The sequence below is a fragment of the Cellulomonas sp. genome, assembly GCF_965229465.1.
Classification (GTDB): Bacteria; Actinomycetota; Actinomycetes; order Actinomycetales; family Cellulomonadaceae; genus Cellulomonas.
In genome coordinates, this window is the sequence record NZ_OZ245882.1 from 2,635,894 (window position 1) to 2,657,885 (window position 21,992).

The 21,992-nt window shown below is 73.4% G+C and carries 20 protein-coding genes; 10 read left to right on the forward strand and 10 right to left on the reverse strand.

Annotated elements, in window-relative coordinates:
* Positions 1–57: 57 nt before the first annotated feature.
* Positions 58–543 (reverse strand): transcription elongation factor GreA, encoded by a 486-nt coding sequence (gene greA / locus ACO06A_RS12635; protein WP_421732572.1) that lies wholly within the window; start codon positions 541–543, stop codon positions 58–60.
* 245 nt (positions 544–788) lie between these two features.
* On the reverse strand, positions 789–1,202 hold the full coding sequence (locus tag ACO06A_RS12640; RefSeq protein WP_421732573.1) for a DUF4307 domain-containing protein: 414 nt from the start codon (positions 1,200–1,202) through the stop codon (positions 789–791).
* Between the two features lie 183 nt (positions 1,203–1,385).
* Here ACO06A_RS12640 and mca point away from each other — a divergent pair, with 183 nt between their 5' ends.
* From mca to ACO06A_RS12655, 3 genes are read left to right on the forward strand one after another with little or no spacing between them, the layout of a single operon-like run.
* Positions 1,386–2,234, forward strand: coding sequence for a mycothiol conjugate amidase Mca (gene mca / locus ACO06A_RS12645; RefSeq protein ID WP_421736056.1), 849 nt, complete (start codon positions 1,386–1,388; stop codon positions 2,232–2,234).
* The gene (locus ACO06A_RS12650; protein WP_421732574.1) at positions 2,231–2,581 is read left to right on the forward strand and encodes a hypothetical protein; all 351 of its coding nucleotides are present in this window, start codon (positions 2,231–2,233) and stop codon (positions 2,579–2,581) included. The genes mca and ACO06A_RS12650 overlap by 4 nt, the downstream gene beginning before the upstream one ends.
* The gene (locus ACO06A_RS12655; protein WP_421732576.1) at positions 2,578–3,411 is read left to right on the forward strand and encodes a carbon-nitrogen hydrolase family protein; all 834 of its coding nucleotides are present in this window, start codon (positions 2,578–2,580) and stop codon (positions 3,409–3,411) included. Before ACO06A_RS12650 ends, ACO06A_RS12655 begins: the two co-directional genes overlap by 4 nt.
* Positions 3,412–3,413: 2 nt before the next feature.
* Here the strand turns inward: ACO06A_RS12655 and trhA are convergent, their stop codons facing one another.
* Positions 3,414–4,163 carry a PAQR family membrane homeostasis protein TrhA gene (gene trhA, locus ACO06A_RS12660; RefSeq protein WP_421732577.1) on the reverse strand — a complete coding sequence of 250 codons (750 nt, stop codon included), beginning with the start codon at positions 4,161–4,163 and terminating at the stop codon, positions 3,414–3,416.
* A gap of 221 nt (positions 4,164–4,384) precedes the next feature.
* Here trhA and ACO06A_RS12665 point away from each other — a divergent pair, with 221 nt between their 5' ends.
* The 3 genes from ACO06A_RS12665 (at position 4,385) to ACO06A_RS12675 (ending at position 7,598) form a co-directional block, all read left to right on the forward strand.
* A complete protein-coding gene (locus tag ACO06A_RS12665; protein WP_421732579.1) occupies positions 4,385–5,146 on the forward strand; it encodes an isoprenyl transferase in 762 nt (253 codons plus the stop codon).
* Between the two features lie 330 nt (positions 5,147–5,476).
* Positions 5,477–6,826, forward strand: coding sequence for a PhoH family protein (locus tag ACO06A_RS12670; protein ID WP_421736057.1), 1,350 nt, complete (start codon positions 5,477–5,479; stop codon positions 6,824–6,826).
* Between the two features lie 49 nt (positions 6,827–6,875).
* On the forward strand, positions 6,876–7,598 hold the full coding sequence (locus ACO06A_RS12675; protein WP_421732580.1) for a VIT1/CCC1 transporter family protein: 723 nt from the start codon (positions 6,876–6,878) through the stop codon (positions 7,596–7,598).
* 9 nt (positions 7,599–7,607) lie between these two features.
* On the opposite strand, the gene ACO06A_RS12680 is transcribed toward ACO06A_RS12675, so the two are convergent.
* Positions 7,608–8,078, reverse strand: coding sequence for a MarR family winged helix-turn-helix transcriptional regulator (locus ACO06A_RS12680; protein WP_421732581.1), 471 nt, complete (start codon positions 8,076–8,078; stop codon positions 7,608–7,610).
* Between the two features lie 59 nt (positions 8,079–8,137).
* Here ACO06A_RS12680 and ACO06A_RS12685 point away from each other — a divergent pair, with 59 nt between their 5' ends.
* Positions 8,138–8,719: a class I SAM-dependent methyltransferase gene (locus ACO06A_RS12685; protein WP_421732583.1), complete on the forward strand. Its 582-nt coding sequence runs from the start codon at positions 8,138–8,140 to the stop codon at positions 8,717–8,719.
* Between the two features lie 23 nt (positions 8,720–8,742).
* On the opposite strand, the gene ACO06A_RS12690 is transcribed toward ACO06A_RS12685, so the two are convergent.
* The 6 genes from ACO06A_RS12690 to ACO06A_RS12715 form a co-directional block, all read right to left on the reverse strand.
* On the reverse strand, positions 8,743–9,435 hold the full coding sequence (locus tag ACO06A_RS12690; protein WP_421732584.1) for an ABC transporter ATP-binding protein: 693 nt from the start codon (positions 9,433–9,435) through the stop codon (positions 8,743–8,745).
* On the reverse strand, positions 9,432–10,430 hold the full coding sequence (locus ACO06A_RS12695; RefSeq protein ID WP_421736058.1) for an ABC transporter ATP-binding protein: 999 nt from the start codon (positions 10,428–10,430) through the stop codon (positions 9,432–9,434). The genes ACO06A_RS12690 and ACO06A_RS12695 overlap by 4 nt, the downstream gene beginning before the upstream one ends.
* Positions 10,431–10,464: 34 nt before the next feature.
* Complete coding sequence (locus ACO06A_RS12700; RefSeq protein ID WP_421732586.1) at positions 10,465–13,263, reverse strand: FtsX-like permease family protein; 2,799 nt, start codon at positions 13,261–13,263, stop codon at positions 10,465–10,467.
* Positions 13,260–16,553, reverse strand: a complete 3,294-nt coding sequence (locus ACO06A_RS12705; RefSeq protein WP_421732587.1) for an FtsX-like permease family protein — start codon at positions 16,551–16,553, stop codon at positions 13,260–13,262. The genes ACO06A_RS12700 and ACO06A_RS12705 overlap by 4 nt, the downstream gene beginning before the upstream one ends.
* A 134-nt stretch (positions 16,554–16,687) precedes the next feature.
* Positions 16,688–18,085 (reverse strand): class II fumarate hydratase, encoded by a 1,398-nt coding sequence (locus ACO06A_RS12710; protein ID WP_421732588.1) that lies wholly within the window; start codon positions 18,083–18,085, stop codon positions 16,688–16,690.
* A 21-nt stretch (positions 18,086–18,106) separates the two neighbouring features.
* Entirely contained in the window at positions 18,107–18,742 is a 636-nt protein-coding gene (locus ACO06A_RS12715) for a carbonic anhydrase (protein WP_343048035.1), read from the reverse strand.
* A 139-nt stretch (positions 18,743–18,881) separates the two neighbouring features.
* Here ACO06A_RS12715 and ACO06A_RS12720 point away from each other — a divergent pair, with 139 nt between their 5' ends.
* From ACO06A_RS12720 to ACO06A_RS12730, 3 genes are read left to right on the forward strand one after another with little or no spacing between them, the layout of a single operon-like run.
* Positions 18,882–20,177: a sugar ABC transporter substrate-binding protein gene (locus tag ACO06A_RS12720; protein WP_421732589.1), complete on the forward strand. Its 1,296-nt coding sequence runs from the start codon at positions 18,882–18,884 to the stop codon at positions 20,175–20,177.
* The gene (locus tag ACO06A_RS12725) at positions 20,174–21,133 is read left to right on the forward strand and encodes a carbohydrate ABC transporter permease (protein WP_421732590.1); all 960 of its coding nucleotides are present in this window, start codon (positions 20,174–20,176) and stop codon (positions 21,131–21,133) included. The genes ACO06A_RS12720 and ACO06A_RS12725 overlap by 4 nt, the downstream gene beginning before the upstream one ends.
* Positions 21,133–21,981: a carbohydrate ABC transporter permease gene (locus ACO06A_RS12730; RefSeq protein ID WP_056095899.1), complete on the forward strand. Its 849-nt coding sequence runs from the start codon at positions 21,133–21,135 to the stop codon at positions 21,979–21,981. Before ACO06A_RS12725 ends, ACO06A_RS12730 begins: the two co-directional genes overlap by 1 nt.
* Positions 21,982–21,992 lie beyond the last annotated feature (11 nt).

Genomic DNA, 21,992 nt, shown 5'->3' on the forward strand with positions numbered 1-21,992 from the left:
CGGAACGAGGCGCCACCCCGCTGGGGGGTGGCGCCTCGTTGGTGCGCGGAGGTGCGGTCAGCCCGCGAAGGGCTTCGCGTCCGTGATCTCGACCGGGATCTCGCGACCGTTCGGCGCCTGGTACGTCGTCGAGTCGCCGATCTTGCAGCCGTTGATGGCCGCGCCGAGCGGGGACGTGGGCGAGAACACCTCGATGTCGGAGGTCCCGGCGATCTCGCGGGAGCCGAGCAGGAAGACCATCTCGTCGCCCGCCACCACCGCCGTGACCACCATGCCGGGCTCGACGACGCCGTCGTCCGGGGGCGTCCCGATCTGGACGTTGCGCAGCTTCTCCTTGAGCTCTCGGATGCGAGCAGCCTGCTTCGCCTGCTCCTCACGAGCGGCGTGGTAGCCGCCGTTCTCCTTGAGGTCGCCCTCGTCGCGGGCTGCGGCGATGCGCTCGATGACCTCGGCGCTGCCCTCGCCCTCGAGGTGCGCGAGCTCGGCCGTGAGGCGGTCGTAGGCCTCCTGGGTCAACCATGTGGCCGCAGTCGTATCGGTCACGATCGCTCCTTTCCTGACGTGTGCCGGACGTGCCGGTCTGAGCTGCTCCGGGGGGTGCAGCGCGCGGCAGTCCGAGCGGGCGGACGCATCGAGGGACGCGTCCGGTGTGCGGGTACTGAGGGGTGCTACCGCCGCTCCCCGCTCGTTCTGGACGCCAGTCGTGGCGCCGGACCGGGGCGGCGGTGAAACGAACAGGATAGCAAGGACGGGCAGACGCAGGCCCCGTTCCGCCGGGGAAGAGCGGGTCAGGGCTCCTCGACGAGCTCGCACGGCTCCACGGTCCCGCTCACGGCCAGCTCGGTCGTCTGGACGGTGGCCGTGACGCGGCGGGTGGCCGAGTCGGCCGGTCCGACCTCGACGGTGCGGACGCCGACCTGCGCGTACGACTCCGACAGCGCGGTGACCGTGCACGTCACCGTCGACTCCTTCGGCTTGGTCACCTCGAACGTCACCTCGATGGCGCGCGAGTCCTGCACGTGGAACCCGACGTCCTTCCACGACACCGGCTGGCCGGCCAGGTTGAGCCCGATCCAGACCACGAGCGCCACACCGACGACCCCGGCGGCGACCAGTCCTGCGCGCCCGCGCCGCACCGACCGTGCCGTGGGCTCGGGGCCGTAACGCCCGGCCGGGGGACGGGTGGCGGGCGACTCGGTCACGGGGCTCCTCGTGCAGGCGCGCGGGCGCGCGCTCGGTGGCGCGACGACGGCGCCGGGTAGGCGATCATTGTCTCTCGTCCAACCACCCGCCCGTGCCGAGCGGACCGCGACTCCGTGGTCCCGGCGGGCCATCGGCGGGCGACCGACGGGAGGCCCGAGGTGACCGGAGAGCGGCTGCGCCTGATGGCGGTGCACGCCCACCCCGACGACGAGTCGAGCAAGGGTGCCGCGACCACGGCGAAGTACGTGGCCGAGGGCGTCGACGTCCTGGTGGTCTCGTGCACGGGCGGCGAGCGCGGTGACGTGCTCAACCCGCAGCACCCACCGGTCGAGGGCGGGCTGGACGGCATGCGGGAGTACCGGCGCCACGAGATGGCAGCCGCCGCGGCCGCGCTCGGCGTGCAGCACCGCTGGCTGGGCTTCGTCGACTCCGGGCTGCCCGAGGGCGACCCCCTCCCACCGCTTCCCCCGGGGTGCTTCGCGCTGGTGCCGCTCGAGGAGGCGTCGGCCCCCTTGGTCGAGCTGGTCCGCGAGTTCCGGCCGCACGTGATCACCACGTACGACCCGTCGGGCGGGTACCCGCACCCCGACCACATCATGTGCCACCGGGTCTCGATGGAGGCGTTCGAGGCGGCAGGCAACCCGGACCGCTACGTCGGCCTGGGCGAGCCGTGGACGCCGTCGAAGCTCTACTACAACCACGGCTTCTCGCTCGCGCGCATGCGGGCCGTCCACGACGCGATCGTCGCCGCCGGCCGCGAGTCGCCGTTCGGTGACTGGCTGGACTCGCGGCAGGCCCGCGAGGTGCCCGAGCGTGAGGTGACGACCCACATCGAGTGCTCGGCGTTCTTCGGCCAGCGCGACGACGCCCTGCGCGCCCACGCCACGCAGATCGACCCGGACGGCTTCTTCTTCGCGGTCCCGCGCGAGCTGGAGATCGCCCAGTGGCCCACCGAGGAGTACGAGCTCGCCTCGTCGCGCGTGCCCGTCACGCTCCCCGAGGACGACCTGTTCGCCGGGCTGCGCTCATGATCGCCGCCCTGCTCGCCGTCGCGCCGAGCCCGTCGCCGTCCGACGTGACCATCGACGGGACCCCCGTCGGGTCGCCCGGGTTCCTCGGCTTCGTGTTCACGTTCGCGCTCGCGATCGCGGTGGTGTTCCTCTTCCTGTCGCTGACCAAGCAGCTGCGCGTCGTCGACCGACGGGCGAAGGCGCTCGGGCTCGACGACGAGGAGGACGACGGGTCGATCGAGCCGCACTCCGACCTCGGCCTGGTCGACGCCGGCGCGGCCGGGCCCGACCTCGAGGTCGACGCGGACGTCGAGGTCGCCCCCAGGGACGTGCACCCCGACGACGAACCGGGAAGCCCTGCTCGATGAGCGCCGCACCCGAGCCGCCGCAGCGCCCCTCGGTGCGTGTGACCGTGGCGCAGCTCCAGGTCAGCGACGACCACACGGCCAACCGCCAGGTGGTCGAGGACGCGTTCCGCACCGCCGCCCGCACCCGTGCGGACGTGCTGGTGCTGCCCGAGTACGCCTCGGGCTTCGACCCGCGGGGCGTCGGCGCGGAGCACGCGGAGCCGCTGGACGGACCGTTCGTCACCATGCTCCGCGACCGGGCCCGGGCGACCGGCGTGGCGGTGCTAGCCGGCACGACGCTGCCGGGCGACGGCGGCGACGCCCGTGCGGTGAACGCGGTCGTGGCCGTCGACGGCACCGGGGCGCTGGTGGGGGTCTACCGCAAGGTGCACCTCTACGACGCGTTCGGCCACAAGGAGTCGGACCGGCTGGTGCCCGGACCCGTCGACGCGCCCCCGCTGGTGCTCGACATCGGTGGCCTGACCTTCGGGGTGCTCACCTGCTACGACCTGCGGTTCCCCGAGTCGGCCCGCCGGCTGGTCGACGCCGGCGCGCAGGTGCTCGTGGTGCCCGCCGCCTGGGCGTCCGGGGAGCTCAAGGCGATGCACTGGCGGACGCTGGCCGTCGCGCGCGCGATCGAGAACACCGCCGCGGTGGTCGCCGTCGGGCAGGCCGGCAAGGGCGTCACCGGGCGGTCGCTCGTCGTCGCGCCGGACGGCGTGGTCGGCCTGGAGATGGACGAGAAGCCGCAGGTGCGGACGGTGGACCTGGACGGTGCCGCGCTGCTGCGGGTGCGGGAGCAGAACCCGTCGCTGGCCAACCGCCGGTACACCGTGGTGCCCGTCGCCTGAGCTCAGGCGGAGCCGTACGACGCGATCGACACCGCGATGTAGTGGCAGGTGTACCCGACCACGGTGAGCACGTGGAAGATCTCGTGGAACCCGAACCAGCGCGGGCTCGGGTTGGGCCACTTGGTGCCGTAGACGATCGCGCCGAGCGTGTACGCGAGCCCGCCGCCCGCGATGAGCACCAGGATGGCCAGCCCGCCGGAGCGGTAGAACGAGGGGAAGAACCAGACCGCCACCCAGCCGAGCGCCACGTAGACGGGCACGTAGACCCACCGGGGCGCGCCGAGCCAGAAGATGCGGGCCAGCGTGCCGATCAGGGCGCCGGTCCACACGACGATCAGCAACGTGCGGGCGGTGTCCGCGGGCAGCAGGAGCACCGACAGCGGCGTGTAGGTGCCCGCGATGATCAGGAAGATGTTGGTGTGGTCCAGCCGGCGCAGCACGGCCGCCGTGCGGGGGGACCAGTGACCGCGGTGGTAGACCGCCGACGTGCCGAAGAGCATGATCGCGGTGATACCGAAGATCGCGGTGGACCACCGGGCCGCCGGCGTCGGCGAGAGCACGACGAGCACGATCGACGCCACGATCACGAACGGCGTGACGCCCGCGTGGATCCAGCCGCGCAGGTGCGGCTTGAGGCTCTCGGTGACCCGCTCGACCAGCCCGTCCGGCTCGTCGTGACCCAGGGCGGCCCCCGGCTGCTGTCCCGGTACCGACGCGGGGGTGGTGCTCATGGAGCGGTCTCTCTTCGTCATGGGTGGAACCTACGACTCCGTAGGTTACGACACCGTAGGTAGGGGTGTCGAACGCGCCGGACCCGACGTGACGGCACCGTCCCGAACGTACCGCGCGCGGCTGGGCGCACGCAGCCGAGGCCCCACCCGGGCACCGCCGGCCGAGGCGGACGACCGGGCCCGCGGGGCACGCTCGACGAGTACGGTGAGCGGGTTCCCGTGAGCCGAACGAAGGAGTGCGCGTGCGTCTGCCCCGCCCGCTCTACGGGCTGTACGAACGCCAGCTCGCCGCGTCGCTCCCGAAGGACGGGCTGCCCCGCCACGTCGGGGTCATCCTCGACGGCAACCGGCGCTGGGCGCGCAGCGTGGGCGAGTCGACGCGGCACGGGCACCAGGCGGGCGCCGACAAGATCGCCGACCTGCTCCAGTGGAGCGAGGACATCGGCGTCGAGGTGGTGACCCTGTGGATGCTCTCCACGGACAACCTCTCCCGCGGCGCCGACGAGCTCGAGCAGCTGCTCGCGATCATCGAGGACGCGGTCGGGGCGCTCGCCGCGACGGGCCGCTGGCGCATCCAGGCGGTCGGTGCGCTCGACCTGCTCCCCGACCACACGGTCAAGGCCCTGGTCTCTGCCCAGGACGCCACGGCGGGCGTCGTCGGCCTGCACGTCAACATCGCGGTCGGGTACGGCGGACGCCGCGAGATCGCCGACGCCGTGAAGGCCTTCCTGCGCAAGCACGCGGAGGCCGGCTCCAGCCTGGACGAGCTGGCGGAGGCGTTCGACGTCGAGCACATCGCCGAGCACCTGTACACCAAGGGGCAGCCGGACCCCGAGCTGGTCATCCGGACGTCGGGGGAGCAGCGCCTCGGTGGCTTCCTGCTCTGGCAGAGCGCCCACTCGGAGTTCTACTTCTGCGAGGCCTACTGGCCCGACTTCCGCCGTGTGGACTTCCTGCGGGCGGTCCGCGCCTACGCCGCCCGGGAGCGTCGCGGCGGTCGCTGAGGGTTCACCCGGCGGCTGTGTGAACGTCATGTGACATCTGCGCGTGTCGTGCTGGACGGGTCCTACCCCGGGCGTACGTTCCGCCGTAGAGGACAGCGACCGTTGTCCCCGGGAGGCCAGCCCATGGAGCATCCGCTCCGGGAGGAGGGTCGGACCCGGCCCTCTGTTCCCGGAGGGGCCGACCGCCCCCGTCCCGTCGCCGTACGTCGGTGCGTGGTCCTGCTCTGGCAGGACGCCGGTGTCCGGTGCCCGTCTCGGCGCACCTAGCGCCGGAGGGAGCCTGCCGTGGTCAGCAAGGCGCAGCACGACCCCCAGTCCACGACCGACCAGCTGGACAAGGCCGATGGCCGCAAGACCCACGTGCTCGACACCTCGGTGCTCCTCTCAGACCCGCGGGCGATCCTGCGGTTCGCGGAGCACGACGTGGTCCTCCCCGTCGTCGTCATCACGGAGCTCGAGGCCAAGCGGCACCACGCCGAGCTCGGCTACTTCGCCCGGGCCGCCCTGCGGATGCTCGACGACCTGCGCATCGAGCACGGCCGCCTCGACATCCCGATCCCCCTCGGTGATGACGGCGGCACCCTGCGCGTCGAGCTCAACCACACCGACCCCACCGTGCTGCCGGCCGGCTTCCGGCTGGGCGACAACGACACCCGGATCCTCGCCGTCGCGGCCAACCTCGCGGCCGAGGGCAAGGACGTCGTCGTCGTCTCCAAGGACCTGCCGATGCGGGTCAAGGCGTCGGCCGTGGGTCTGTGCGCGGAGGAGTACCGGGCCGAGCTGGCCGTCGACTCCGGCTGGACCGGCATGGACGCCCTCGACCTGGCCGAGCAGCAGATGGCGAACCTCTGGGAGCACGAGACGGTGCCGCTGGCCGAGATCGCGACGGGGTTCACCCCGATGAGCGCCAGCGGGAACCAGAGCCCGAACGACATGCTCTGCCACACCGGCGTCGTCCTGCACAGCCCCCGCGGCTCGGCCCTCGGCCGCGTGACGGCCGACAAGCACGTGCAGCTGGTGCGCGGCGACCAGGACGTGTTCGGGCTGCACGGCCGCAGCGCGGAGCAGCGGATCGCGATCGACCTGCTGCTCGACGAGGAGATCGGGATCGTCTCGCTCGGCGGGCGCGCCGGCACGGGCAAGTCGGCGCTGGCGCTCTGCGCCGGGCTCGAGGCGGTGCTGGAACGCCGGCAGCACCGCAAGGTCATGGTGTTCCGGCCGCTGTACGCGGTCGGCGGCCAGGACCTCGGCTACCTGCCGGGGAGCGCCGACGAGAAGATGAACCCGTGGGCGCAGGCCGTGTTCGACACCCTGGGCGCGCTGGTGTCCAAGGAGGTCGTCGAGGAGATCATGGACCGCGACATCCTCGAGGTGCTGCCGCTCACCCACATCCGCGGACGCTCCCTGCACGACGCGTTCGTGATCGTCGACGAGGCGCAGTCGCTCGAGCGCAACGTGCTGCTCACGGTGCTCTCGCGCATCGGGCAGAGCTCGCGCGTGGTCCTCACGCACGACGTCGCCCAGCGCGACAACCTGCGCGTCGGCCGCCACGACGGCGTCGCCGCGGTGATCGAGGCGCTCAAGGGGCACCCGCTGTTCGCGCACATCACGCTCACGCGCTCCGAGCGGTCGCCGGTCGCGGCGCTCGTCACGGAGCTGCTGGAGGGCATCGAGGTGTGAGCGGCCCCACTGCTTGCCGAGGGCACCGGCCCGGTGCTTCGCTGACGGGATGACGGCGGACGCCCCCACGCGCGACGAGCCGCACGGGGGCGCCAACGTCGCGCAGCGGCTGAACTGGCTGCGCGCGGGCGTGCTGGGGGCGAACGACGGCATCGTGTCCACGGCCGCCGTCGTGGTGGGCGTGGCCGGGGCGACCGCGAGCACCGGGGCGATCACCACGGCCGGCGTCGCCGCGGCGGTGGGCGGCGCGGTCTCCATGGCGCTGGGGGAGTACGTCTCGGTGAGCAGCCAGCGCGACTCGGAGCGCCACCTGATCGACAAGGAGCGCCGCGAGCTCGCGGACGACCCCGCCGGCGAGCTGCTGGAGCTCCAGCAGCTCTATCAGGACCAGGGCCTCTCGGCGGAGACCGCGCGCACGGTAGCGATCGAGCTGACCGCCCGCGACGCGCTGTCCGCGCACCTCGCGGCCGAGCTGCGGTTCGACCAGAGCGATGTGGTGAGCCCGTGGCACGCGGCCCTCGCCTCCGCCGTGGCCTTCACGCTCGGCGCCGTGCTCCCGATGCTCGCGATCCTGCTGCCGCCGGCGGGCGTCCGCGTGCCGGTGACCTTCGTCGTCACGCTCGTGGCGCTCGGCATCACGGGCGCGGTCGCGGCGTGGATCGGCGGCGGCTCCCGGGTGCGTGCGGCGGCGCGGGTGGTCGTCGGCGGCGCGCTCGCTCTGGCGGCGACGTTCCTGGTGGGCAACCTGCTCGGCACGGCGGGAGTGGTCTAGGAGGGGTCGTCAGGCGCCGGCGTGCCGCGCGTGCTCCGCGTCGAGCTGGCGGACCAGAGCGCCCAGCCCCACGGCCAGGGCGTGCCGCTCGTCGGCGCTGAGCCCGGCGAGCAGGTGGCGGTGGTGCTCCCGCAGCTCGGCGCCGACCCGGTCGGCGACGTCCCGGCCCTCGGCGGTCAGCTCGAGGCGGTACAGGCGACGGTCGTCGGTCTGCCGCTCGCGGCGCAGCCATCCGCGGGTCTCCATCCCCGCGGCGAGCCGGCTGACCGTGCTCTTCTCGAGCCCCAGCCGCGCGGCGAGGTCCTGCTGCGACAGCGCGCCCGCCGCGGCCAGCTCTCCGAGCGCGAAGGTCTCGGACATCGAGAGGCGCACGCCGGCGTGCTCGTGCGTCGTCTGGACCGCCTCGAGGAAGCCGCTGGACCGCGCGATCTGCTGGAAGAACCGTTGCAGGTCGTCGTCCGGAAAGGTTGTGGAGTACAACTGTTGCGCCTACTCTCACTGCAATGAGTTGTGACGTACAACTGTAGGGGAGAGTCGCCATGTCAGGGACGATGCACGCCCACGGACGCGAGACCATGCTGGGTCTGGTCCACCACCCGGCCGCCTACGACCGCGTCGCGGGACGTGTGGCCGACCGCCTGTACCGCCGGGTCGCCCGGGACGTCGCCGCCCTCGGGCTGCCCGCGGGGGCGCGGGTGCTCGACGTGGGGACGGGGCCGGGAGCGCTGCCGCGGTTGATCGCCGGGACGAGCCCGGACCTCCAGATCGACGCGATCGACCTCGCCCCCGAGATGATCGAGCAGGCCCGCCAGGGTGGTGGTGACGTCACGTTCTCCGTCGCGGACGTGGGCGACCTGCCGTGGCCCGACGCCACGTTCGACGTCGTGGTCTCGACGCTGAGCCAGCACCACTGGGCCGACCCCGCGTCCGGCCTGCGCGAGGTGCGGCGCGTGCTGCGCCCCGGGGGCCGCGCGTGGGTCTACGACTTCCGGTGGGCCCTCGGCCGGGCTCAGAAGGCCGCCGTCCCCCTCGACGCCGACACGTCCGTCGCGCGCGGGGGCCGGCTGACCGGCACACCCTGGTGGAGCCCGGTCGGGCGGCTGGTCCTGCGGCCGGCCTGATCAGCCGTCGAGCAGGTGGTCGGTCAGCCCTCGGCCAGCCGGCCGTCGGCGATGTGCAGGACGCGGTCGGCCAGCGAGACCATGAGCGGGTCGTGGGTGGACACGATGGCGGTCATGCCCTCGGCCTCGACGACCGCGCGGATCAGCGCCATCACGGCGGTGCCGGTCTCGGTGTCCAGCTGGCCGGTCGGCTCGTCGGCCACCAGCAGGCGCGGCGAGTTGGCCAGCGAGCGGGCGATCGCCACCCGCTGCTGCTGACCGCCGGACAGCTCGCCCGGGCGCTGGAGCGCGTGCGGACCCAGCCCGACGAGGTCGAGCAGCAGCTGCACGCGGGCCTCGCGGTCCTTGGTGGGCAGCTTGCGCAGGCGCAGCGGCACGCCGATGTTCTCGGCCGCCGAGAGCACGGGCACCAGCCCGAACGTCTGGAACACGAACGAGACGACGTCGCGCCGCAGCTCGACCAGGCCGCGCTCGTCCAGCGACGACACCTCGCGGCCGTCGACGATCGCGCGGCCCTCGTCGGGCCGGTCGAGCCCGCCGATGACGTTGAGCAGCGTGGTCTTACCGGAGCCCGAGCGGCCGACGAGCGCGACCAGCTCGCCCGGCGCGATCGTGAACGAGACGTCCTGGAGCGCGTGCACGGCCGCCGAGCCCGTGCCGTAGGTGCGGCTGACGTGCTCGACCCGGACGACGGGGTCGGTGAGGGTCACCGTCATGAGCCGGACTCCTCGGTGGGGGGTGTCGCGTGGCGGCCCTGGGGTCGCGCAGCGGCGTGCGGGTTCGGCCGGTCCGGCCACAGCGAGACGTGCGACTCCTCGAGCGCCAGCCGGACGCGGCCCACCAGGTTCAGCGCCTCCCGGTACTCGCGCGGCAGCTGCACCCGGCCCGCCCGGTCCAGCACCGCCAGCTCCTCGGCCACCACGTGCTCGGTCCCGTCCTCGCGCGTGTGCGTGCGCCGCACCGTCTCCGAGCTCGTGCGTCCGTCGCGGATGGCCACGGTGCGCTGCACGTGCTCGCTGACGCCGGGGTCGTGCGTGACGACGACCACCGTGGTGCCGAGCTCGCGGTTGACGGTCCGCAGGCCCTCCAGCACGTCGTGCGAGGTGGCGGAGTCGAGCTCCCCGGTGGGCTCGTCGGCGAACAGCACGCGCGGGGAGTTGGCCAGGGCGACCGCGATGGCCACCCGCTGCTGCTCACCGCCGGACATCTGGCCCGGTCGACGGTCCGCGCAGTAGCCGACGCCGAGCACGTCGAGCAGCTCGGTGGCCCTGCGGTCGCGCTCCTTGCGGCGGACCCCGGCCAGTGCCATGGGGAACGCCACGTTCTCGGTCGCGCTCAGGTACGGCACCACGTTGCGGGCCGTCTGCTGCCAGACGAACCCGACCATCGAGCGCCGGTAGGCCACCCGCTGGGCGCTCGTCATCGCCATGAGGTCCCACGGGCCCACGCGCACCTTGCCGGCCGTGGGGACGTCGAGGCCGGACAGGACCGACAGCAGCGTCGACTTGCCCGAGCCGGAGGCGCCGACGATCGCGACCAGCTCGCCGTCCTCGACCAGGAGGTCCAGGCCCTGCAGCGCCTGCACCTCGACCCCCTCGGACTGGTAGATGCGCACCAGCGAGTCGCACACGATCAGCGCGTGCTCGCCGAACGCACCCGTGCGCTGCCGGGCGCGCTCCTCCAGGGCGCCGAGCGTGGGCTCGTCCTGCATGACCGTCATCGGAGCCTCCGTCGTGTCGAGCCGTTCATCGTTCGCCCACCCGTAGCACCTCGCCGAGCCGGTCCCGCCGGCGGATCGCCGACTCGACGACCACCGCCACGGCCAGCGCGACCAGCACCACGGCCGTCGCGCCGACGACCGGGACCCAGGTGACCTGGAGCGCCGTCGCCTCGGGGTGACCGGTGAGCAGGTCGAGCCCGAGCGCACCGGTGAGCAGCCACGGCACCGCGATGCCGATCGCGGTCCCCGCCAGCACAGCCGCGAGGGCCAGCGGCGCCAGCTCCCCGAACGTCATCGCGCGGGCCGTGCGCGCGTCCAGGCCGAGGGTGCGCAGGGCGGACAGGGTGCGGCCGCGCTCGCGGCTCGTCGCGACCACGGTGAGGACCAGCCCCAGCGCCGCGTACCCCGCCAGGATCAGGCCCGTCGCGACCAGCAGCGCCAGCAGCCCGGCGTTGAGCGGGGACGCCCGCCAGGTGCTCAGCCACTCGTCGTGCTCGGTCACCGTGGTGCCGAAGACCCCGGACACGCCGGCGTCGCGGACCGCGGCCACCGCGCCCGGACCGTCCACCCACGTCGTCGTCGCGGGGACCTCGTCGCCCGAGACGGCCTCGTACGCCCCGCGGTCGACCATCACCACGCCCCTCGCGTCGGAGATCGTCGAGATGCCCGTCGGCACGAACGGGGGGTGCTCAGTGGTGCCGACGACGCGGAGGTCGACGAACTCCACCGAGCCCATGAGGGCGGGCGGGATCAGGGCTGCCGTGCTCTGCAGCGTCGGCGAGATGAGTGCCGGGACGTCGTCCCCGACCGCGGGCCCGAGCGCGGGCAGGTCGGCGTCCACCGTGCGGCCGTGCGCCTCGAGGATCTGCGCGAGCGCGGCGGAGTCGACCAGCAGCACCTGCGCCTTGACCCCGCTCGACCGGCCGAAGGTCCGCTCGCTGAGCACCGCGGCGCCGGCCACCGCGGTCACTCCCGGGGAGCCGCGCAGGACGTCCACGAGGGCGGGGTCCAGCGTGCCGTCGATGCGGACCTCCGCGCCGACGACGATGTCCGCGGCGGTGCGCTGGCCCGCGGTGACGGTGACGGCGGTCGTGCCGCAGAACACGACCAGGGCGACCGCGATCGTCAGGGTGAGCAGGGGGACCCGGGTGCCGGCGGTGCGGCCTGCCCGGGCGGTCGCCACCAGGGGCACCAGCCCGCGCCGGCGGGCGGCGATCCCGGAGATGCTGCGCAGCGCCACCGGCAGGGCGCGCGCCACGAGCACGGTCGCCGCGCACGCGAGCAGGACCGGGGTGGCGGCGAGCAGGAGGTCGACTCCGCCGGTGGCCGTCTGCACGAGCCCGCGTCCCCGCGCGGACACCAGCGCGGCAGCCGCGATCGCGACGAGCGCCAGCTCGGCGGTCAGTCGGCGCGTGCGACGCCGGCCGAGCACGCGCTCGCGGTCCGCGCGGTTGGCGGGCAGCCGGCGCCCCGTCCAGGCGCCCGCGACCACGACCGCCGCGGAGATCGCGGGTGCCGCCGCGGCGACCGCCACGATCGCGGCCGCCACCACCCAGCTGCCGCGGGCGTCGGGAGCGACCAGCCACGCGCCGGCGGCGCCCACAGCCGCGGCGACCGCGACGAGCGGGACGCTCTCGACCAGAGCCCGCACGGCGACCGAGGCGACCGACGCCCCACGGGCGCGCTCGGCGAGCAGGAACGTCTCGCGCCGGACCACCAGCAACCGCGCGGCGAGGACGAGCGTGAGGGCACCCACCGCCGCGAGGCCGACGAGGAGGACCGACGTCTGGGCGGTCCCGGCGAGCAGGCGGGCGTCGGCTGCGCGGAGCACGCTGTCCAGGTCGCTCGCGACCGACGGCGTGCGCCCGTCCGACCCGGCGAGCGGCCCCGGCAGGGCGACGAGCTGCGTGACCGCGTGCGCGACGGCCCGGGTGTCGGTCGCGCGCAGGTCCGTGGGGTCGGCGGGGAACCGGAAGGCCGTGGTGATCGACTGGGCGGACCGTAGGGCGAGCATCGCGTCCGGCAGCGAGGCGTCCGAGAGCAGCAGGCCCGCACGGCCGACGACCCGCGCGGCGCCCGGCGGGGGCACCAGGTCGAGCAGGTCGGAATAGGTCGACCAGACCGGCGACGAGGGGTCGACGGGCTCGTACGTGCCGACCACGAGGGCGGTGGCCTCCCCGCGCGTCGGGCCGGTGAGGGCCAGCCGGTCACCGATCGCGACGCCGAGCCGGTCGGCGGCGGAGGCGGAGATGCCGACCTCGACCACGCGCGGGTCCGACGAGCCGGTCGCCGGCCCGGGCGCCATGCGCGGCTCGACCCCTGCCACCCAGCGGACGATCGGGTCCGTGGTGGTGGGCGTCCCGAGGTGCAGGAGCCGGGTGGACACGACGCCGTCGCGCACCTGCGCGGTGAGCGCGCCGCTCTGCACGGCCGTGACCACGGGCCCCGTGACGGCCTGGACGGACTCGGGGAGCGAGGTCCGCATGGTCGTCGCGGCGTTCGCGACCAGGGTCGCCGCGTTGTCGACCCGGTCCGGCCGCCCGTCGGTCCCGACGGTGCCGAACCCAGGCCCGCTGCCCAGCGTGGCCACCACGTCCGCCGTGGTCCCGGCCTCCCGCACGGCACCCTGCACGCCCGTGTCGGCGGTCCGCAGCACGATCCGGGGGACTGCCAGCGCGATGAGCACGGTGACGGCCAGCACGACGGCGGCCAGCACCAGCAGCCCCGCGTCCTGCCGGCTGCGTCGGCGCGCGACGAGGACCGCGTCGGCGGTGGTCGACCGCCAGGCCTCGCCGGTCCGCGCGCGCTGCGTCGTGGTCGTCATCGCTCGTCCCCCAGCCGCAGGAGCTCACCCGACGCGCGGCGCAGGAGGGTGTTCGTGGTGAGCGCGACCGCTCCGCCGACCAGCACGACGAGCACGACGGCGAGGGCCGCCTGCGTGGGCCACGGCCACTGCACGAGCACGGCGGGGACGGGCCGGGCGCCTGCGGCAGACACGGTGACCAGCGGCGCCACGACCTGACCCAGCACCGCCCCGAGGGTGAGGCCCGCCACCAGGCCCAGCACGCCGAGGATCCCGTGCTCGACCAGGACGGAGCGCACGAGGCCGGACCGGGCGGCGCCGAGCGCCTGGAGCCGTGCCAGCTCGAGCCGACGGGTCCGGACGGCCACCGTCGCGCTCATCGCGAAGCCCGCGACGGCGAGCGCCACCGCCGCGACCGTGACGATCCACAGCGCCGCCTGCACCCCGACGCGCAGCGGCCCCTCGGTGGCGACGGCTCGGGCGGTCACCCGGTCGACCGCGACCCCCAGGTCGCCCTGCCGGACCTGCTCGACCAGCGCGGGCGCGCTCGCGTCGGGGACCTGGAGCCACCACTCGTCCAGCAGCGGGTCGGTCGACGAGCCGAGCAGGGCGGCGCGCGTCAGCAGGTCGCGGTCGGCCAGCACCCCGGCACCCGTGGGCAGGCCCGGCAGGTACGCGACCTCCCGCTGGACGACCACCGGTACGCGGACGCCGCCCAGGTCCAGCTCGAGCTCGTCCCCCACGGCGAGGGAGAACCAGGCCATCAGCGTGTCGGTGACGACCACCGGGACCGGTCCGGGCGCGGCGAACGTCGTGGCGGCGAACCCGGAGCGGCCGAACAGGAGCTCGATGGGGTCGATCCCCCCGGTGACACGCAGGACCTCGCCCTCGGTCCGGAGCCCGAGCAGGGGCCGCTTGTTGTTCTCCTGGAGGGCGCCCTGCACGGTCCAGGGGGCGGCGGCCAGCGCGACCGGGGTGACGGTGTCGGTGGTGGCCCCGGCCGGTCGCTCGACCGCTCGCAGGTCGCCCAGTCGCACGTCCAGCTGCACGTCGGCCTGCCCCGGGCCGAACAGGTCGCCGGGGTCGGTGGAGTCGGGGAGGGTCTGCACGACGACCCCGACGAGCCGCAGGCCGGGGGAGGTGGCCGGCAGGGCGACCTCGACGTCCCCCGAGATCCCGACGAGCGGGACCGGCGGCAGCTCCAGCGGCGTACGCGTCCCGAGCGGGTCCTCCACGACCAGGCTGACCAGCAGGAGCCCGCCGACCGCGGGCGACACGGAGCTCTCCACGTCCACCACCAGGCTGCTGGGTGAGCCGGGCAGCGCGACGCCGTCCACGGGTGTCGTCGGCTGGAGCGGTTCCGCGAGGGTGGCCCACGACGGCGAGATCCTGCCGCGCAGCAACGCGTCGGCCTGCGTGGTGTCGAGGGCGAGGAGGTTCACCGACCGGCCCCGGCTCTCCCCGGGGGAGTCGCTGGGCTCGCCCAGGTCCACCGACCGGAACGTGACGGGGCTGTCGGCCTGAACGCCGGGCAGACTACCGACGACCGCGGCCTGCGCGATGCCCGAACCGTCCATGCGGTCCAGCCGCACGTCGGTCCCCGTGGCGAGGTCCACCTGCTCGGCCTGCGAGGTCCGCCACGTGCTGAGGAAGGACTGCGAGAACGACCCGACCGCCAGCGCCAGGGTCAGCAGCAGCACCGCGCCGGCCGCGCGTCCGGGCCGTCGACCGACCTCCCACGCCGCGAGCGGGGCCACGAGCGACCTGCTCCGGGCCGCGAGCTGCTCCCCGGCACGCGCGACGAGCGGCAACAGGCGAAGCGTCAGGACGGCGCCGGCGAGCAAAAGGAGCGCAGGCGCCGCCACGAGGACGGGGTCGAGCCGCGCCGGGCCTGCCGCCACGACGGGCGACCGGTAGGCGCGCAGCTGCCAGACGGCCAGCCCGGCGAGCACGACGAGCGCGAGGTCCGCCCCGGAGCGCGCCAGACCCCCGCGGCGGTCCTGCCGGACCAGCTGCTGCTCGGCGTCCACGACGCTGCCCCGCCGTCGCAGCAGCGGACCGAGCAGGACGGCGGCGAGGACGAAGGACGAGACGATGCAGGTGATCCACAGCGACGCCGGGCGGCCCGGGTCGTGGTGCAGGCCCGCCCGGGCGAGCGGACCGACGGACGTGATCGCCTGGAACAGCAGGCCGGCCAGCCACGGCGAGACGAGCGTGGTGACGAGCGCGACCGCCCCGGCCTCGAGCGCCGCGAGCCCGAGCAGCTGGCGCCCCGACGCCCCGCGGGAGGACATGAGCGTCTGCTCCGGTGCCCGGCGGTCGGCGAGCAGGCGCGCGGCCAGCAGCAGCACGGTGACCGCGAGCACCACCAGCATGAGCCCGACGATGACCAGGCTGACGCGGGTGACCGCGAGGTTGCCCTGCGCGGCATCGATCGTGGTGGCCAGCCTCGAGCTGAGCTGCGCCGAGCTCACGTCGTGCTCGGTCGCGGAGACCAGCGTCGCCTGTGCGTCGTCGAGCCGTCCACGCACGGCGTCGACCGCGCCGGGTGGGCTGTCCGCGAGCCGCGGGGACGCGACGAGCCGGACGGTCGCGACCGACTCGGGGGTGGACAGCGCCTCCGGGGCGACGACGAACGGACCCCACGCGTCGGTGGTGACGAAGCCGAAGCTGCCGGGCACGGGATAGGACGGGTCGTGCTCCGCACCGAGCAGCAGGTCCCGCGTCCACAGGCCGCGCGGTCCGGCCAGCTCGTGGATGCCGACCACGACGACGGTGCTCTCGGTGTACGAGCCCAGGTTCTGCACGGGCAGCTCGGTCCCGACCGCCCAGCCGTACCGGTCCGCGGCGACCTTCGGGACGGCGACCTGCACCCGGCCCTCGCCGTCGGCGCCACCCACGGGCCACGCGCCCGCGAGCAGCGTCGCGTGCGCCGGGACCTGGGGGCTGACCGCGAGGTAGGCCATCGGAGCGGTGGGTACACCTAGGCCGGGCAGTCGGTACATCGGCGACGTGAGCCACTGCGTGCGCGTCGAGGGGACGTCGCCCAGCAGGTCGTCCAGGAACGCGCCGCCGGAGGCGACGGCGTGCAGGGGGTCCGTCCGGCCGAGCGTGAGGATCGCGTCGACGTCGGTGGCGGTGGCCGGGGCGCGGTTCAGCGCGGTGTCGAGCGCGCGGTTCTCGCTGGTGAACAGCAGGAGCGCGAACGTGCCGAGCAGGCTGGCGCCGACGAGGGCCACCGCGACCACCGTGGCCAGGAGGGTGCGCTGGGCGGCGGCGCGATGGCGCAGCACGCGCAGGCTCCACCCCATCGGACCTCCTCGTCTCGGCGCGCGGTCGACGTCGGGTCGGCGCGCGGTCCGGCGATCGTATGGGAGGTCAGGGGCGGCGTGGGAGCGTTCCCGCAGTTGTGATCGAACCGATACGAACCGAGGAGGTGAGCCGGTCAGCGCTGGGGCGGGCGCGTCATGCTCAGCACGTCGAGCGCGCTGTCCAGCTGCTCCTCGGTGACCTCGCCGCGCTCGACGAAGCCCAGGTCGATCACGGCGGCCCGCACGGTGATCCCGTGCTTGACGGCGTGCTTGGCGATCTTCGCCGCCGCCTCGTAGCCGATCACGCGGTTGAGCGGGGTGACGATCGACGGCGACGACTCGGCCAGGGCGCGGGCGCGCTCGACGTTGGCGACCAGGCCGACCACCGTCTTGTCCGCGAGCAGCCGCGACGCGTTGGCCAGCAGCCGGACGGACTCGAGCACCCCGGCGGCGATCACGGGGATCTGCACGTTGAGCTCGAACGACCCGCTCGCGCCGGCCCAGGCGACGGTGGCGTCGTTGCCGACCACCCGCGCGGCGACCATGAGCACGGCCTCGGGGATCACCGGGTTGACCTTGCCGGGCATGATCGACGAGCCGGGCTGCAGGTCGGGGATCGCGATCTCGCCGAGGCCGGTGTTGGGGCCAGAACCCATCCAGCGCAGGTCGTTGCAGATCTTGGTGAGACTGACCGCGATGGTCCGGAGCGCGCCGGACAGCTCGACCAGCCCGTCGCGGGAGCTCTGCGCCTCGAAGTGGTCGCGCGCCTCGGTCAGCGGCAGCCCGGTGTCCTCGCGCAGCAGCTCGATCACGCGCTGCGGGAAGCCGGCTGGGGTGTTGATCCCGGTGCCGACCGCGGTGCCGCCCAGGGGGACCTCGGCGGCCCGGGGGAGCGCCGACTCGAGCCGCTCGATGCCGTACCGCACCGCGGCGGCGTACCCGCCGAACTCCTGCCCGAGCGTGACGGGGGTGGCGTCCATGAGGTGCGTGCGGCCGGACTTGACCACCTGCGCCCACTCGACGCTCTTGGCCTCCAGCGCCTCGGCCAGGTGGGCCAGCGCGGGGACCAGGTCGCGGACCACGCCGGCGGTCGCGGCGACGTGCACGGACGTGGGGAACACGTCGTTCGACGACTGCGAGGCGTTGACGTGGTCGTTCGGGTGCACGTCGCGGCCGAGCCGCCGCGTGGCGAGCGTCGCGAGCACCTCGTTGGTGTTCATGTTCGAGCTGGTCCCGGAACCCGTCTGGTAGACGTCGATCGGGAAGTCGCCGTCGTGCGCGCCGCTCGCGACGTCGTCGGCCGCCGCGACGATGGCGTCGGCGATGTCCTGCTCGAGCACCCCCAGCTCGGCGTTCGCGCGGGCCGCCGCCTTCTTGATGCGGGCCAGCGCCTCGATGTGGCTGCGCTCGAGGCGGTTGCCGGAGATGGGGAAGTTCTCCACGGCGCGCTGCGTCTGTGCGCGGTAGAGGGCGTCGACGGGGACGCGCACCTCACCCATCGTGTCGTGCTCGATGCGGAACTCAGCAGTCATGCGTGCCATCCTGCCGCACGTCTAGACCCCGACGTCGCCCAGCGACTCCGTCAGGTGCACGGTCCCGTCCACCAGCGTGTACTCGAGCCCGACGATCGCCACGCGCCCCTCCGTGACGGACTCCGCGAGCGAACGGGAGTACCCCTGGAGCATCTGCACGGTGTGCCGCACGTGCTCGTGCCCCAGGACGGCGGGATCGAGCGAGTCCAGGGCGCCCAGGCCCCCGCCGGCCAGGTTGACGATGCTCGGGATGACCCGGTCGACGATGGCGCGGACGAAGCCCGTCGGCAGCTCGCCGGTGGTCAGCGCCGTCGTCGCGGCCGCGACCGCCCCGCAGCTGTCGTGCCCGAGGACGACCACGAGCGACGCGCCGAGCACGTCGACGCCGTACTCGATCGAGCCGATCACGGTGGTGTCCAGCACGTGGCCGGCGGTCCGCACGACGAACACGTCGCCGAGCCCCTGGTCGAAGATGATCTCGGCCGCGACCCGGGAGTCCGAGCAGCCGAAGATCACCGCGAACGGGTACTGCGCGACGCTCAGCTCGGAGCGGTGACCGACCCCCTGCGACGGGTGGAGCATCTCGCCGCGGACGAACCGCTCGTTCCCTTCGCGCAGCGCGGACAGGGCCTCGGCAGGCGTCTTGGGTCGTGGCACGGCGTCATGCTCGCAGGTCCGCGGGCGGTCCGCAGGCTGCGTTCCAGCAGTCGGTCGACCCGTTCCGGTGGCGTGTCTTCACCCGGAGGGTGTAGCCAAGGGGGTGAGACGCCGAGGTCTCCGCCTGAGGGGGTGTTCCGTGGGACGACGCAGACGAGCTCTGGCCCTCGTCACCGGGCTGGCGGTCGCCGTCCCGCTGGCAGCGTGCGCGGGATCCGGCTCCGGAACTCCCGTGCTCACCTGGTACATCAACCCGGACGACGGCGGGCAGGCCGAGATCGCCAAGCAGTGCACGGAGTCTGCGAACGGCGAGTACGTGATCGAGGTGTCGGTCCTGCCGCGCGACGCGAGCGCCCAGCGGGAGCAGCTGGCGCGCCGGCTGGCGGCCAAGGACTCGTCGATCGACATCATGAGCCTGGACCCGCCGTTCGTCCCCGAGATGGCCGAACCGGGGTTCCTGGCCCCCGTGCCCGACGATGTCGCGCAGCGGGTGACCGAGAACGTCGTCGCGGGCGCCCTGGCGGGGGCCACGTGGGACGACAAGCTCGTGTCCGTCCCGTTCTGGGCGAACACCCAGCTGCTCTGGTACCGCAAGTCCGTCGCGGCGGCGGCAGGCCTGGACCCGGCCAAGGCCCCGGTCACGTGGGACCAGATCATGACCGCGTCCAAGGACCAGGACAAGTACCTCGCCGTCCAGGGCACCAAGGCCGAGTCGCTCACCGTGTGGATCAACGCGCTCGTCGCGTCCGCCGGCGGCACGATCCTCGAGAACCCCGAGGCTCCGGCGGACGAGCTGACGCTCGGGCTGGAGACCCCGGCGGGTGAGGCCGCCGCGACGATCATCGGCACGATCGGCAAGGAGGGCCTCGGCGGTCCCGCCCTGCCGACGGAGGACGAGGGGGCGTCGCTGTCCATCTTCCAGGGCGACAAGGGCTCGTTCATGGTGAACTGGCCGTTCGTCTGGTCCGCCACGAAGGCCGGCGTCGAGGACGGCACGTTCGACCAGGCGCTCCTCGACGACATCGGCTGGGCGCTGTACCCGCAGGTGACCGAGGGACAGCCGAGCGCACCGCCGTACGGCGGGATCAACCTCGGGATCGGGGCCTTCAGCAAGTACGTCGACCTGTCCTACAAGGCCGCGGAGTGCATCGTCACCCCCGAGCACCAGGCGCAGTACTTCGCGACGAACGGCAACCCCCCGTCCAACACCGAGGCCTACGACGACCCCGCGGTCACGGAGGCGTTCCCGATGGCGGACGTGATCCGGGAGTCGCTCGAGCTCGCCGTCCCGCGGCCGCAGACCCCGTACTACAACGAGGTGTCCACCGGCCTGCAGCAGACCTGGCACCCACCGAGCGCGGTCGACCCGGCGACGACGCCGACGGAGTCGACGGACCTGATCACCGCTGTGCTTCGAGGGGAGCAGCTGCTATGACCACGGTCGCCGACAAGAGACCGGACCTGCGCGACGCCGCCGCGAAGGCCGGTCGCAGCGACCGGGCGAAGTCCGAGGCCCGGCTCGGCTGGCTGCTCGCGGGCCCCGCGTTCGTCGTCATGCTCGCCGTCACCCTGTACCCGATCCTGCAGGCCTTCTACGACTCCCTCTTCCACTTCCGGCTCACCGCGCCGGACGACAAGCGCTGGGCGGGCCTGTCCAACTACTCGGTCGTGCTGTCCGACCCGCTCTTCTGGCAGGCGCTCGGCGTCACCGTGTTCATCACGGTGGTGACCGTGGTGGTCGAGCTGCTCCTCGGGTTCGGGCTCGCACTCGTCATGCACCGCGCCATCACGCAGCTCCGCGGCCTGCTCCGCACGGCGATCCTGGTGCCGTACGGGATCATCACCGTGGTCTCGGCCTTCGCGTGGTTCTACGCGTTCGACATCAACTCGGGGTACGTCAACCACTGGTTCGCCTGGGTGCCCGGGATCAGCACGGACCTCAACTGGTTCGCCCAGCAGGGCACCAGCCTCTTCGTGATCATCATGTCGGAGATCTGGAAGACCACGCCGTTCATCTCCCTCCTCCTGCTGGCCGGCCTCTCGCAGGTGCCGACCGAGCTGGAGGAGGCGGCCGAGGTCGACGGCGCGACGTGGTGGCAGCGCCTCACGCGGGTGGTCCTGCCGAACATGAAGGCCGCGATCATGGTGGCCGTCCTGTTCCGCGCCCTCGACGCGTTCCGCATCTTCGACAACGTGTTCATCATGACCAACGGGGCCAACGGCACCGAGGTGCTGTCGCTGCTGGCGTACCGGACCTCGATCGGACGGCTGGAGATCGGCCTCGGCTCGGCCATCTCCGTGCTGCTGTTCCTGTGCGTGATCCTGATCTGCTGGGTCGCGGTCAAGCTGTTCAAGGTCGATCTGGCCGGCGGCGCGAGGGGGGCGGGCTGATGAAGCAGCTGTCGACCAGGGCCAAGATCGCCTGGGCCCTCATCACGATCTTCGTGCTCGCGTACGCCCTGTTCCCGATCGTGTCGATCTTCGCGACGTCGTTCAAGCTGCCGAGCCAGCTCAACCTCGGGCTGTTCTGGCCGAAGACCTGGACGACCGTGAACTACGAGGAGATCCTCGCGCCGGGCGGATCCGCACAGACCCTGTTCCTGTCCTCGCTGCGCAACTCGATCGGGATCTCGCTGATCGCCACGGCCATCGCCGTGGTGCTCGCCACGCTCGCCGCGTACGCGATCGCGCGGCTCGACTTCCCGGGCAAGCGGATGGTCCTGCTCACCGCGCTGGGCGTCTCGATCTTCCCGGTCATCTCGATCGTCACGCCGCTGTTCAACCTGTGGCGGAACATCGGCCTCTACGACACCTGGCTCGGCCTGATCATCCCGTACCTCTCGCTCACCCTGCCGATCTCCATCTGGACGCTCGCGGCGTTCTTCCGGCAGATCCCGTGGGAGCTCGAGCAGGCCGCGCAGGTGGACGGGGCGACCACGTGGCAGGCCTTCCGCAAGGCGATCGTGCCGCTCGCTGCGCCCGGTGTGTTCACCACCGCGCTGATCGCGTTCTTCATCGCGTGGAACGACTTCGTCTACGGCATCTCGCTCACGTCGACCGACCGTGCCCGTCCCGTCCCGGCGGCGCTGGCGTTCTTCACCGGCGCCTCGCAGTTCGAGGAGCCGACGGGGTCGATCTCCGCCGCCGCCATCATCGTGACCATCCCGGTGGTCATCCTCGTCCTGCTCTTCCAACGCCAGATCGTGTCCGGCCTGACCCAGGGCGCCGTCAAGGGCTGACCACGAAGGAG